This is a genomic window from Methylobacterium sp., from assembly GCF_019750675.1.
Lineage (GTDB): Bacteria > Pseudomonadota > Alphaproteobacteria > Rhizobiales > Beijerinckiaceae > Methylobacterium.
Genome location: NZ_JAIEOF010000391.1, coordinates 1 through 12,113 on the forward strand (window position 1 = coordinate 1; position 12,113 = coordinate 12,113).

Annotated in this window: 16 protein-coding genes; 8 read left to right on the top strand and 8 right to left on the bottom strand. The window is 73.5% G+C overall.

Annotation, left to right across the window (positions count from 1 at the left end):
• Both K2X24_RS20275 and K2X24_RS20280 read right to left on the bottom strand, forming a co-directional pair.
• The coding region (locus K2X24_RS20275; protein ID WP_292500485.1) for an adenylate/guanylate cyclase domain-containing protein at window positions 1–1,306 on the bottom strand (1,306 nt) is incomplete at its 3' end.
• 180 nt (window positions 1,307–1,486) lie between these two features.
• A complete protein-coding gene (locus K2X24_RS20280) occupies window positions 1,487–1,972 on the bottom strand; it encodes an MmcB family DNA repair protein (RefSeq protein WP_243911595.1) in 486 nt (161 codons plus the stop codon).
• A gap of 106 nt (window positions 1,973–2,078) precedes the next feature.
• Between K2X24_RS20280 and K2X24_RS20285 the strand changes: the two genes are divergently transcribed.
• A complete protein-coding gene (locus K2X24_RS20285) occupies window positions 2,079–2,594 on the top strand; it encodes a hypothetical protein (RefSeq protein WP_292500488.1) in 516 nt (171 codons plus the stop codon).
• Here K2X24_RS20285 and K2X24_RS20290 read toward each other — a convergent pair.
• Window positions 2,579–3,100 carry a DedA family protein gene (locus K2X24_RS20290; protein WP_292500491.1) on the bottom strand — a complete coding sequence of 174 codons (522 nt, stop codon included), beginning with the start codon at window positions 3,098–3,100 and terminating at the stop codon, window positions 2,579–2,581. The genes K2X24_RS20285 and K2X24_RS20290 overlap by 16 nt on opposite strands.
• Before the next feature lie 202 nt (window positions 3,101–3,302).
• On the opposite strand from K2X24_RS20290, the gene pdxY reads away from it, so the two are divergent.
• The 3 genes from pdxY to K2X24_RS20305 are packed head-to-tail and all read left to right on the top strand — an operon-like array spanning window position 3,303 to window position 5,790.
• Window positions 3,303–4,151, top strand: coding sequence for a pyridoxal kinase PdxY (gene pdxY, locus K2X24_RS20295; RefSeq protein WP_292500493.1), 849 nt, complete (start codon window positions 3,303–3,305; stop codon window positions 4,149–4,151).
• A 33-nt stretch (window positions 4,152–4,184) separates the two neighbouring features.
• Window positions 4,185–5,081 (top strand): PhzF family phenazine biosynthesis protein, encoded by an 897-nt coding sequence (locus K2X24_RS20300; protein ID WP_292500496.1) that lies wholly within the window; start codon window positions 4,185–4,187, stop codon window positions 5,079–5,081.
• Entirely contained in the window at window positions 5,074–5,790 is a 717-nt protein-coding gene (locus tag K2X24_RS20305; protein WP_292500499.1) for an NUDIX hydrolase, read from the top strand. The genes K2X24_RS20300 and K2X24_RS20305 overlap by 8 nt, the downstream gene beginning before the upstream one ends.
• On the opposite strand, the gene K2X24_RS20310 is transcribed toward K2X24_RS20305, so the two are convergent.
• From K2X24_RS20310 to K2X24_RS20320, 3 genes are all read right to left on the bottom strand, one after another.
• Window positions 5,781–6,104 (bottom strand): hypothetical protein, encoded by a 324-nt coding sequence (locus tag K2X24_RS20310; RefSeq protein WP_238279982.1) that lies wholly within the window; start codon window positions 6,102–6,104, stop codon window positions 5,781–5,783. The two genes, K2X24_RS20305 and K2X24_RS20310, sit on opposite strands and share 10 nt — an antisense overlap.
• 269 nt (window positions 6,105–6,373) lie before the next feature.
• On the bottom strand, window positions 6,374–6,646 hold the full coding sequence (gene infA, locus K2X24_RS20315; protein ID WP_056178999.1) for a translation initiation factor IF-1: 273 nt from the start codon (window positions 6,644–6,646) through the stop codon (window positions 6,374–6,376).
• Between the two features lie 227 nt (window positions 6,647–6,873).
• Window positions 6,874–8,016, bottom strand: coding sequence for a branched-chain amino acid ABC transporter substrate-binding protein (locus tag K2X24_RS20320; RefSeq protein ID WP_292500506.1), 1,143 nt, complete (start codon window positions 8,014–8,016; stop codon window positions 6,874–6,876).
• Between the two features lie 240 nt (window positions 8,017–8,256).
• Here K2X24_RS20320 and K2X24_RS20325 point away from each other — a divergent pair, with 240 nt between their 5' ends.
• Genes K2X24_RS20325 through K2X24_RS20340 form a run of 4 tightly spaced genes read left to right on the top strand, consistent with a single transcriptional unit; the run spans window position 8,257 to window position 10,908 of the window.
• A complete protein-coding gene (locus K2X24_RS20325) occupies window positions 8,257–8,580 on the top strand; it encodes an XdhC family protein (RefSeq protein WP_292500508.1) in 324 nt (107 codons plus the stop codon).
• A 9-nt stretch (window positions 8,581–8,589) separates the two neighbouring features.
• Window positions 8,590–9,291, top strand: a complete 702-nt coding sequence (locus K2X24_RS20330; protein ID WP_292500510.1) for an XdhC family protein — start codon at window positions 8,590–8,592, stop codon at window positions 9,289–9,291.
• Entirely contained in the window at window positions 9,288–10,328 is a 1,041-nt protein-coding gene (locus K2X24_RS20335; RefSeq protein ID WP_292500511.1) for a molybdopterin-binding protein, read from the top strand. The genes K2X24_RS20330 and K2X24_RS20335 overlap by 4 nt, the downstream gene beginning before the upstream one ends.
• Window positions 10,321–10,908 (top strand): nucleotidyltransferase family protein, encoded by a 588-nt coding sequence (locus K2X24_RS20340; RefSeq protein ID WP_292500512.1) that lies wholly within the window; start codon window positions 10,321–10,323, stop codon window positions 10,906–10,908. The genes K2X24_RS20335 and K2X24_RS20340 overlap by 8 nt, the downstream gene beginning before the upstream one ends.
• Before the next feature lie 4 nt (window positions 10,909–10,912).
• On the opposite strand, the gene K2X24_RS20345 is transcribed toward K2X24_RS20340, so the two are convergent.
• Window positions 10,913–11,098: a DUF2256 domain-containing protein gene (locus K2X24_RS20345; RefSeq protein WP_292500514.1), complete on the bottom strand. Its 186-nt coding sequence runs from the start codon at window positions 11,096–11,098 to the stop codon at window positions 10,913–10,915.
• Between the two features lie 41 nt (window positions 11,099–11,139).
• Window positions 11,140–12,006: a formyltransferase family protein gene (locus K2X24_RS20350; protein WP_292500516.1), complete on the bottom strand. Its 867-nt coding sequence runs from the start codon at window positions 12,004–12,006 to the stop codon at window positions 11,140–11,142.
• Window positions 12,007–12,113 lie beyond the last annotated feature (107 nt).

Here is a 12,113-nt window from a genome sequence, read left to right on the forward strand (position 1 = left end):
GTGCCTCGGCACCCTCGTGCCACGAGACCGCGAAGAGCCGCATGTCGCGCGTGTCCGGGCAGTCCGAGGGGGGCATGTCGGCGAGGTGCAGGCGCGAGTGGACGGCCGGGCTGAGCAGCCGGACGAGATCGTACGACCCCGCGAGCGTCAGGTTCGCCGCCTTCGCCCGGGCCTCGATCCGGGCGAGCCGGTTCATCGCCGTCCCCAGCACCGTGAACTCGGCCCGGTGGCCGTCGTCGAAGACGCCGACCAGTACCTCGCCCGCATGCAGCGCCATGGTGATGCGCAGGAGCGGCCGGCCCTCGCCGCGGCGCTCGGCGTTGAGCCGCTCGAGCCGCGTCGCGATGGTCCGGGCGCAGCCGAGGGCCGCTTCGGCCTGGGCCTGCGGCCGCCCGACGATGAACTGGGCCAGGATGCCGTCGCCCACGTACTTGTCGACGATGCCGCCGTGCTCCATCACCGCCACGTGGGTCAGGGCCCGAACGTCGAGCAGCGCCCGCACCACTTCCTCCTGCGAATGCTCCCGCGAAAAGGCCGAGAACCCCCGCAGGTCGAGGCCGAACAGGCAGGCGTGGCGCGACTGGACCCCAGCGAGGCCGCCGCCGCTCTCCGCCAACTCGCCCGCCACCCGGCTGGGCACGAAGCGGGCGAGGCTGGCCCGCTCCCGCTCGGTGCGCAGGGCCGTGCTCACCGCCGACCGCAGGCGCCGGACCCCGTCGATGACCACGAGGCTCGCCGCCGCGAAGGTCAGGAGGCCGGTCACCTCCTCCTCGAGGGTGACGTAGGGGCCGAGGAGCGTGTGGTCGGGCTCCAGGAACGCGAGCAGGATGGTGCCGCCCCAGGCAAGGCTCACGAGCCCCGAGAACACGACCGTGTGCCAGACCCGCATGCTGAGACCCGTCTGCAGCAGCAGGAGAAAGGCCGGCAGCCGGCTCACCGCCGTCGCGGTCTCCTCCGTCTGCACCGCGCCGACCAGGATGTGCTCGACGACGAGGAACAGGGCCACGCCGGCATTCAGCAGGGTCGCGCTCCAGGTCAGCCACGCATTCGTGCGTTCCGTGCGCCCGTCGCGATGGGCGGCGCGCCAATCGGCGAGGGCGAGCCCCAGGGACACCACGGCGTAGACCCCGAGGCCGACCCAGTGATGGATGGAGTGGCTCGAACCGTCGTAGCCCTGGGCGGTGGCCAGCAGCACCAGAACGATGAGGAGGTGCAGGACGAGGGAGCGGCGTCCCGACGCGAGCTGGAGGCGATTCAGGACCGTGGAATCACCCGCGTTCGGACGGCGACGGGAAGGGAGACGCATGACGGGGGCGATCGATCAGGGTGGGGCGGCGCCTTAAAGCACTTTCAAGCGAGGTGGATGCCGGCTCGCGTGAAGAAAAGGCGACCCCGCAATGAGATAGAGCATTTTCAGCGATCCAGGGATCACCGAAAATGCTCTATCACGCCGCGCCGGCTGGGCACACGCGTCCGGGCTCACGTGTCAAAGCGCGCCCTCGCGGATGGCGCCGGGGTCGGCCAGCGCGTGCAGCAGGCGCGCGGCGCTGTGGGCGAAGCGCAGGGTCACGGCCTTGCGGCGGGGACCGCTCAGGGGGTGGTCGGCGGGGTCGCGCAGGATCGCGGCCCCGAAGGCGTCGGCGACGATCAGGCCGGCCTCGTCCGGGGTCAGGGTGGTGGAGAGCGTCTCGGGGATCGCGAAATAGAAGCGGTCGCAGTAATCCCGGTAATCCGGCCATTTCCGGTCGGCCCGGAAATCCGCCACGCTCGACTTGATCTCCACGATGGTGAGGCGGCCGGCCGGGCATAGGGCGATGACGTCGGCACGCCGGCCGTTGGCCAGGGAAAATTCCGGGATGGTGACGTGACCGAGTTCGGCGAAGAGCCGCCGGACGCCGCGCTGGACCTGAAGCGCGGTGGCCGATTGGCGCCGGTCGGGCGGGAGGATGACGTTCGCGAGGGCTGCTGACATACGGCTCCGGTCGGTCGTGCGATCTGTTCCGAATCGGGATCGCGCCCAGCAAACCAGCCGGCGCCCGCCTTGTCACCTGCGACCCCGTTGCGCGTGCGCCGCCCGCATGCTCCGATCGCTTCGGACCCGGAAGGAGGGAGCCCTGCTGGAGGAGCGAGCCGAGGCGCGGAGCGGAAACAGCGCCGCCGAGATCCGCCGTGTCACCCGCGATCTGCGCCGCCTGGAAGCCCTGGTCGCGCGCCGGCGCCTGCGGGTGCGGCTCCTGCGAACCCTGCGCGGCGGTCTCGGGGCGGGTGCGACGCTGGCGGCCCTGATCAAGCTGAAGGTCGCGGGCTCGCTCGCGGTGAAGCTCGGGCTCTCGGCGCTGGTGGGGCTCGGGCTCGCCTGGCCCTTCGTCGCCCTCGCGGTCGTCTTTCTCGCGGGGCTCGTGCTGTCGATCCTGAGCCTGTTCGGGGAGGGCTCCGTCGCGTGCCCGGACGGGGATTGCGATTGCGGATGCGACCGGCGGGAGAAGCGCGCCGAGCGCCTCCGGCAGCTGATCGCCCGGCGCCGCGACTGGCTCGCCGAGCCGGCCGGGCCCGCCCCGGGCCGGCGAACGGCCGCGGCTCAGCCCTTGAAGTAGCTCAGGATGCCGGCGCCCGGCGCCAGCATGAGGAAGGACCAGGCGAGCGCCGACGTCACGTTGGCGATCTGGAAGGGCAGGCGCTTGACCCCGAAGATGCCGGCGATCAGCGGCACCACGGCCCGGGCGGGCCCGATGAATCGGCCGATCACGATCCCGCCAGCCCCCCATTTGCGGCAGAATTCCTCGGCGCGGGCGACGATGGCGGGGTAGCGCCGCATCGGCCACATCTGCTTGGCGCCCTCCTTGTAGTGGTGCCCGAACTCGTAGGAGAGCCAATCGCCGAGCGCCGCGCCCAGGGCGCCCGCGAGCATCACGGGCCAGAACGGAATGCCGATCGCCCCCATCAGCGCGCCGATGCCGAGAAGCAGCACGGTCGCGGGCACCAGCAGCGACAGGAAGGCCAGCGACTCGCAGAAGGCGAGCACGCCCACGATGAGCGGTGTCCAGCCCTGGTGCGCCTCCACGAAGGCGAGGGTGCTGGCGCGGAGGGCTTCGAAATCCATGGGGCTCGCTTGTCGGCTCGGGCTGCCACGCTGTGGCCGACCCCGCGCCCCGGGGCAAGTGCAGGACGTTCGCAACCGGCGGGCCCGAGTGGTCGTCACCGGCGGGGCCGAGCGCCCGGCCGCGCGCGAGGACGGGGTGCGAAGGCTGGGAAAACTGGGTTAAGCCCTGGACCCGATCGCGCATCGTCACCGGAGACCCGGCTTGAACATCCTCTCGATCCAGTCGCACGTCGCCTTCGGCCATGTCGGCAACACCTCGGCGGTGTTCCCGATGCAGCGCCTGGGCGTCGAGGTCTGGGCGATCCACACGGTGCAGTTCTCCAACCACACCGGCTACGGCGCCTGGCGCGGGCGGGTCTTCGACGGCCCGGCCATCGAGGACCTCGTCGCGGGCATCGCGGAGCGCGGCGTGCTCGGCACCTGCGACGGGGTGCTGTCGGGCTACATGGGGTCGGCCGATATCGGCACCGCCATCGTGGCGGCGGTGGCCTCCGTGCGGGCCCTCAACCCGAAGGCGCTCTATGCCTGCGATCCGGTGATGGGCGATGTGGGCCGGGGCATCTACGTCCGACCCGGGATTCCCGAATTCCTGCGCGCGCAGGCCGTGCCGGCCGCCGACATCGTCACGCCGAACCAGTTCGAGCTGAACCGGCTCTCGGGCCTGCCCACCGGCACCCTGGCGGAGACCAAGCGGGCGGTGGCCTCGGTGCAGGCGCTCGGCCCCCGCGTCGTCCTCGTCACCTCGCTGGCCACCGACGATACGCCCGCCGACGCCATCGACCTGATGGCCGGGGAGGGGGGCGCGTTCTGGCGCCTGCGCACGCCGCGCCTGCACCTCGACGTGAACGGCGCCGGGGATGCCATCGCGGCGCTCTTCCTCGTGCACTACGCCCGTACCGGCTCGGCCGCCCTGGCGCTCGGCATGGCCGGCGCCTCGGTCTACGGCCTGCTGCGGCGCACGCTGGAGGCGGGATCGCGCGAGATCCTGACGGTGGCGGCGCAGGACGAGTTCGTCGCGCCGAGCGAGACGTTCCCCGTGGAGACGGTCTAAGGTCCAGGCCTCGTCAGCCGGGAGACATCGCCCATGCCGCGCCGCTTCGTGACCCTCGACGTGTTCACCGACACCGCGCTCACCGGCAATCCCCTCGCCGTGGTGCTGGATGCCGAGGGGCTCGACACGGGCGCGATGCAGGCGCTGGCCGCCGAGTTCAACCTCTCCGAGACGGTGTTCGTGCTGACCCCCGTGGCGGAGCGTCACCGGGCTCGGCTGCGGATCTTCACCCCCGCCGCCGAACTCCCGTTCGCGGGTCATCCCACCCTCGGCACCGCCGTGCTCCTGGCGCTCCGCGACCGGCGGGCGGGCCTCACGGACGCCCTGGCCTTCGGCCTGGAGACCGCGCTCGGCACCCTCGCCTGCGTGGTCGAGCCCGGCGAGGGACGCGGCACCGGGCGCTTCAAGATGCCGGTCCTGCCGGAATTCCTCGGGCCGGGCCCGGAGCCGGAGGCGATCGCCGCCGCCCTCGGCCTGGAGGCGGCCGAGATCGGCTTTCGCCGCCACGCCCCGAGCCGCCACCGCGCGGGCCCGGGCTTCCTGTTCGTGCCGCTGGCGAGCCGCGAGGTCCTCGACCGGGCCCGCGTGGTCCCGTCCGCCCTCGACGATCTCGGCGAGCCGGCGGCGCTCTACTGCTATACCCCCGATCCGGACGGGTCGGGGCAGCACTACCAGGCCCGGATGTTCGCGCCGCATCTCGGCGTCGCCGAGGACCCGGCGACCGGCTCGGCGGCGGCGGCCTTCTCCGGGGTGATGATGCAGTTCGAGCCCCTCGGCGACGGCGAGCACGACATCGTCCTGCGCCAGGGCGTCGCCATGGGCCGCCCGAGCACCATCGGGGTGCAGGTCTGCATCGACGCGGGCGCCCTGCGCTCGGTGGAGATCAGCGGCGCCGCCGTCCTGGTGAGCGAGGGCAGCCTGCTTGTCTGACGGTTTCACGCTGACGCCGATCCGCCACCTCGACGCCCGGCTGGTGACCCACGACTGGACCTGGGCGGAGGCCAACGCCGACGCCATCGCCACGCACTGGGACCGGCGGCGCGCGGCGGCGCCGGAGATGTTCGACGGGTGCGTCCTCCTCGCCTGCGCCTGCCGGATCGAGGGGGATGTCTGCCGGATCGACCTGTTCGAGACCCGCTTCTCGCGCTTCATCGCCTTCCGGGATGCCGGCTCGCCGGACCCGACCGTCTTCAACGCCTTCGCGGCGGTGGTGCCCTGGACCTCGGACGGCGCCGCGCTCCTCGGCATCATGGGCGGTCACACCGCGAATGCCGGCCAGGCCTACTTCCCCTGCGGGACGCCGGACCCAGACGACATCCGGCCCGGCGGGCGCGTGGACCTCGCCGGCAGCGCGGCCCGGGAGTTCCTGGAGGAGACCGGTATCGGGCTGGGGGCCGACGTCCCCGAGGCCTGGGTGCTGCTCGCCGGGCGGAACCAGCGCGCCTTCCTGCGCCCGGTGCGCTTCCCCGACGACGCACAGACCCTCCTCGCCCGCATGGAGGCGCATCGCCGCGCGGAGGCTGCGCCGGAACTCGCGGGCTTCCTGGCGGCCCGGGGACCGGACGACATCGACGGCGCCCGGATGCCCGGCTTCGTGCGGGCCTACCTCGCCGACGCCTTCGCGGGCGCCTACGGGTAGCCGTAGCGGGCCTTGGCGGCGGCGAGGAGGCCGAGGGCCTCGCGCTCGCGTCCGCCCTGGCAGGCGCTCGCGGCATTGCGCAGGTCGGCGCTGAAGCGCTCCCCCACCGGCGCGTTCAGGTTGCCCGTGGCGACGTCGCTGTCCACGACGGCCTGTGTCCGGGCGATGGCCGGGCCGCAGCCGCTGCCCTGGGGCAGGGGGGCGGCGACCACGGGGGCCGCCGCGACGGCGGCGGGCGGGGCCGAGGCCTTCGGCGTGCAGGCGCCGAGCAGGGCAGCGGCGAGAAGGGCGGCGGCGAGGCTGGCGCGGGACACGGCGACTCCTGACGGCACGGGACGCTGTGCATACGGCACAGCTTGATCCGCGCCGGTTCTGCGTCGCGCCGGAGCGCGGGTCAATCGCGGCGCTCCCACGCGCGGAACGATTGCCGATTCGTCGCGAGCCCTCTCTCCGTTCAGGAGAGGACGCCGGACAAGCCAGGCGAAGGCTGTCCGGCAGGCTCGATCCAAGCGGCGGAACGCGCGTCGCAGAGCCCAAAACAGCGATGCCTCCCGGAGGGAGGCATCGGCGGTCGATCGGGTGATCAGCGGCGGCGGAACTGGCCGCGCATGGGCGGGCGGGGGCCCGAGGAACGCTCGTCCTTGTGCCGGAACACGAGGCGGCCCTTTTCCAGATCGTAGGGTGACATCTCGACGGTGACGCGGTCGCCGGCCAGAGTCTTGATGCGGTTCTTCTTCATCTTGCCGGCCGTGTAGGCCACGATCTCGTGGCCCTGATCGAGCTGCACGCGGTAGCGTGCGTCCGGCAGGATCTCGATCACGAGACCATCGAACTGCATCAACTCTTCTTTGGCCATCCACACTCTCCAGCCGGACGGCCTGAAATGGGGCGACCCGGGATACTAAACGAAGCCGTTCGGCAAAACGCGGCGGGCGGCGGGTCCGATCGGATCGGATGCGCAACACCGGCGAGCGTTGCCCCGACATAATGTCCGCGGGGTCCGGAAGCAAGCGTTTCCCGAATCCGCCAAAAGTCCGATGACGGCACGCTCGGCCTCCCGCCGGGGTCGAGCGCCCCACGGTCTCACGGCGCGTCGGCGTCGTTCCCCGCGTAATCGATACGCCCGTCCGGCGTCCGGCGCCAGACCTGCAGGCCGAAGGCGGGGCGGCGCGGATCGGCCCTGAGGTCGCCCTTGCCGTCGAAGGCGACCTCCCCGAGGAGCGTCCGGACCGTTCCGCCCTGTCGCAGGTAAGCGGCGACCGCCCGGGCCTCGGCGGTCCGCGCACCCTCCACGCCCTGGCGCAGCACCTCGACCGCCGCGTACGCCCGCGCCGCCACCGCATCGGCCTCGGGCGTCCGCGGGGGCCTCGGGCCCTTCGGGTCCGGCAGCTTCCGGGGCTCCGGCGACAGGGTCATCACCGTGCCCTCCGCCGCCGGTCCGGCCGCCTGCGGGAAGGCCGGGTCGGCGAGCCCGTCGCTGCCCACCAGGGGGACGTTCAGCCCGGCCTCCCGCAGGCCGCGCAGGAGCAGGGCCGCCTCCGCCCCGAGGCCGCCGAAATAGACCGCCTCGACCCGTGCCCGTTTCAGCCGCGCGACGAGGGCGCCGGCGTCCCGCTCGCCGCGCGGCAGGGTTTCGAAGGCGACCTCGGACTGGCCCTGCGCCTTCAGGAGGCGGGCGACCTCCTCCGCGAGCCCGCGTCCGAACGGGCTCTTGTCGTGGACGAGGCCGATGCGCTGTCCGGAATGGCGCCGGACGAGGTAGGCGGCGGCCGCGGCGGCCTGCTCGCCGTCGTTCGGCACGGTGCGGAAGACGTTCCAGAGGCCCTTGGCCGTCAGCCCCGGAAACCCGCTCCCCGGCAGAATCGCGACGATACCCGCATCGGCGTAGGCGGGCAGCGCCAGGCCGGCGACCCCGGCATGGAACGGGCCGACGACGAGACCGACCCGCTCGGTCGCGAAGCGCTGGGCCACCGCCAGCCCCTGCTTGCCGTCACCGGCATCGTCCGCCACCACGAGGACGAGGCGCTGCCCGTTGACGCCGCCCGCCCGGTTGAGATCCGCCACCGCCTGCTCCGCCCCGAGGCGCAGACCCTGTCCGAAGACCGCGTCCGGGCCGGTGAGGGGCGCCGACAGCCCGATCCGCACCTGCGCCCCGGCGTGCCCGGAGGCGAGGCAGGCCGCGAGGGCGAGGATCATGGCGCGTGAGGCGGACGGGGAGGCTGGCATCGGCGCGATGGGTCCGGTTCTCGGGGCGGCGGCACTGGGACGGGATCGGACCCAGGCTGATCCGGCGCCCAGGATAAGCCCGCTCCGTCGGTGCGGGAAGTCACGCCGCGCGCGCGCTCGCAGCACCGCCGCATTGCCACGGCGGCGCGGGAGCTTACCTCAATGCCACGTGTTTTCAGTGCGCGGGCTCGGCCCGCGCGCGGCGGCGACGCATCGCCCGCTTCCGGAGTTCGCCAGCCCATGCTGTCCAACGAGACCGACATCCTGGCCGCCGCCGAAGCCTGGCGCCGCGCGGGGCGCGGGGTGGCGCTCGCCACCGTGATCGAGACCTGGGGTTCGGCGCCGCGGCCGGTGGGAAGCCACCTCGTCGTGGACGACGCGGGCAACTTCCTCGGCTCGGTCTCCGGCGGCTGTGTCGAAGGCGCGGTCATCACCGAGAGCCTCGATGCGATCGCCGACGGGCGCGCCCGGACGATCGCGTTCGGCGTCGCCGACGAGACGGCGTGGCAGGTCGGCCTGTCCTGCGGCGGGCGCATCCGCGTCTTCGTCGAACCCGTGGCCTGAGGCGCCGGCATGCAGATCGAGACCCTCGCCACCCTCAACGCGGAACGCGCCGCGCGCCGGGCCGCGATCCTGGTGACCGACCTCGAGGGCGGCGCCCAGCGCGTGGTGCGCGAGGCCGAGATCGCCGCCGACCCCCTCGCCGACCTCCTGGCGCGGCACCTCGCCTCGGGCCGGAGCGGCCTCGTGGAAGCCGGGGGCCGCACGCTGTTCCTGACCGTGCAGGCCCCGCCCGTGCGCCTCGTCGTGATCGGCGCCGTGCATATCAGTCAGGCCCTGTGTCCGATGGCGCGCGCCCTCGACCTCGCGGTCACCGTCATCGATCCGCGCACGGCCTTCGCGACGCCCGAGCGCTTTCCGGGGATCGACCTCGTGGCGCACTGGCCCGACGATGCCTTCGCGGGGCCGGTCGCGCCCCTCGACCGCTACTGCGCCGTGGCGGCCCTGACCCACGACCCCAAGATCGACGATCCCGCCCTCGCCGCCGCGCTCAGGGCAGAGTGCTTCTACGTCGGCGCCCTCGGCTCGCGCAAAACCCACGCGGCCCGCGTCGCCCGGCTGGCCGGGGCCGGGTTCGGTGAGGCCGCGATCGGCCGGATCGCGGCGCCGATCGGCCTCGACATCGGCGCCGTCAGCCCGGCCGAGATCGCGGTCTCGATCCTGGCCCAAATCGTCGCCGCGCAGCGCGCCCCGCGCACCGGGGCACCTACGTGAAGTTCGGGACGGTGCCGACCCGCGAGGCCGGCGGCCTCATCGCCGCCCATACGGTGCGGGCGCACGACGTGACCCTGCGCAAGGGCCTGGTCATCCCCGCCGAGGATGCGGCGCGTCTGGCGGCGGGGGGCCTGTCCGAACTCGTCGCCGTCACCCTCGAGCCCGGGGACGTGGGGGAAGATGCGGCGGCCGAGCGCCTCGCCGCGCACCTGGCCGGCCCGCACCTCACCCGCGAGCCGCCGTTCACCGGGCGCTGCAACCTCCACGCCGCCACGGCCGGGCTGCTGCGGATCGACCGCGCGGCCGTCGACGCGGTGAATGGCATCGACGAGGCGATCACGGTGGCGACGCTGCCCGCCCACAAGCCGGTGGTGGCCGGCGAGATGGTGGCGACGATCAAGATCATTCCGTACGCGGTCTCGGGCGAGGCCCTGGGCCGCGCCTGCCGCGCCGCTCCCGTGGGTGCGCTCGGCGTCGCGCCCTACCGGCTGCGCCGCGTCGGGGTCGTCTCCACGCTCCTGCCCGGCCTCAAACCGGCGACCATCGACAAGACCCTGGCCAACCTGCGCCGCCGCCTCGCCCCGACAGGGGCCGAACTCGTCACCGATGCGCGCGTGCCGCACCGCGCCGAAAGCCTGGCCGGGGCGATCGGCGCGGCGATCCGGAAGGATCGCGCCGAGCTCGTCGTCGTCTTCGGCGCCTCCGCCATCGCCGATCGCCGCGACGTGATCCCCACCGCCATCGAGGCGGCCGGCGGGCGGGTGGAGCATCTCGGCATGCCGGTGGACCCCGGCAACCTCCTCCTCGTGGGCGGGGTCGGCGACGTGCCGGTGATCGGCGCGCCCGGCTGCGCCCGCTCGCCCAAGGAGAACGGGTTCGACTGGGTGCTGCACCGGCTGCTCGCCGGCCTCGCGGTCACCCGGGCGGATATCGTCGCCCTCGGCGTCGGCGGCCTCCTGATGGAGATCGTCTCGCGGCCCCAGCCGCGCTCCGGTGGCGACCCGGCCCAGGATACCGAGGGCGAGGACGATGCCTGACATCGGCCTCATCCTCCTCGCCGCCGGGCGCGGCACCCGCTTCGGGGCGGACCCCAAGCTCCTGCAGCCCCTCGCGGGCCGACCCCTCGTGCGCCATGCCGCCGAAGCCGCCATCGGCGCGGGCCTCGGCCCGGTCGTGGCGGTGCTGGGGGCCCATGCCGACCGGGTCGGGATGGCCCTCGACGGGCTCGACCTCGTGCGCGTGCCGAACCCGGCCCACGCGGAGGGGCTCTCGACCTCGCTCCGGGCCGGCCTCGCGGCCCTTCCGGCCGATCTCGCGGGGGTGCTCGTGCTTCTCGGCGACATGCCGCGCGTGACCCCGCGCCACCTGACCGCCCTCGCGGAGGCGTTCCGCCGCGCGGACCCGGTCCCGGCCGCCGTGGTGCCGGTCCATGCCGGACAGCGCGGCAACCCGGTCCTGCTCAACCGCCAGCGCCTTGGGTCCGCCCTCACGCGCCTCACCGGCGACCAGGGCGCGGGACGCCTGCTCGCGGGCCGCGACGACGTGCTCGAACTCGCGATGGATGCGGGCGTGAGCCTCGACGTCGATACCCCGGCGGCCCTGGCCGCCCTCGGGTGAGCGTTCAGCCGCGCGCGCCGTCGTCCGGTGCGCCCCGCCTGGCGCCGGATTTGGCCTCGGACCGGCACCGGTCCGAGCAGTAGCGGACCTCGTCCCAGACCCGCTCCCACTTCTTGCGCCACGCGAAGGGCTTGCCGCACTGGGCGCAGATCTTGGTGGGCAGGTCGCCCTTCTTGCGCATCCGCGCCATGGTTTGTCGCCCGATCGGATTCGGAATCGAAGAGGGGGCGCCTACCGCCCCAGATGGCCGGCCTCGGTGGCGGGCACCGGGCTCCAGCGGTTGAGCTGGATGTAGCCGTCGCGGGCCGCCACGACGATGTGGCGCCGGTAGCGGTGCACGACGCTGCCGGGGGTGTGCCGGTGCACCTCGCGCCAACCCTCGGCGTCCGCCACGTAGACCCGCGTCTCGCCCACCCGGGCCAGGGTCTCGATGGTGCCGAAGGCCCGCACCCGGCGCAGGATGGCCTCGACCTCGGCCCGGAAATCCAGGGTGCGGTCCGCATCCGTCACCCGTGGCCAGTAGGACCCCGCGCCCTGCGGCACGGGGGCCTTCCACAGGGCCGGTAGGTCGCGGGCGATGGGGCCGGCGGCGATGCGGCGCGCCGCCATCTGGCACTTCGCCAGCAGGGATTCGTGGGTTTCCCGCTCATTCATCGGGAAGCGCTCCTGGGCGAGGATGTCGCCGGTGTCGAAGCCGTCCTCGGCCAGGACATGGGCGGTGACGCCCCATTCGGGCTGCCCGTCGCTGATCGCCTTGAACAGGGGGTAGGGCCCGCGGCCCATGGGAAGCGGCGAGGGATGGAAGTTCAACCCGTAGGCCGCAGCATCGCGCCAGCCGCGCACGAGCCAGGGATAGCCGGCCACGACCAGCGCCCAGTCCCGCCCGTGCGCCTCCGCCAGGGCGGCGAGATCCTCCGGCTTCATCCGCGAGATCTGCATCGGCACGCGATGGCGGCGCGCGCTCGCCACCACGGCCTCGTTGTGGTCGTAGATCCCGTCGCAGGGCCGGGTGAACAGCTTGATCGGCGTCCAGCCCGCCCCGACCAGGGCCTCGAACACGCCGCCGAGGAAATCGATGCCGGCAAAGGCGAACTTCATGCGGCTCCCAACATTCCTGCGACGTCACGGATCGGCCGATCCCGCCCGCCGGCGGCTCCCCGCCAGCGGCTTACGCCATACCTAAGGGATCGGCAGCGGATTGGGAG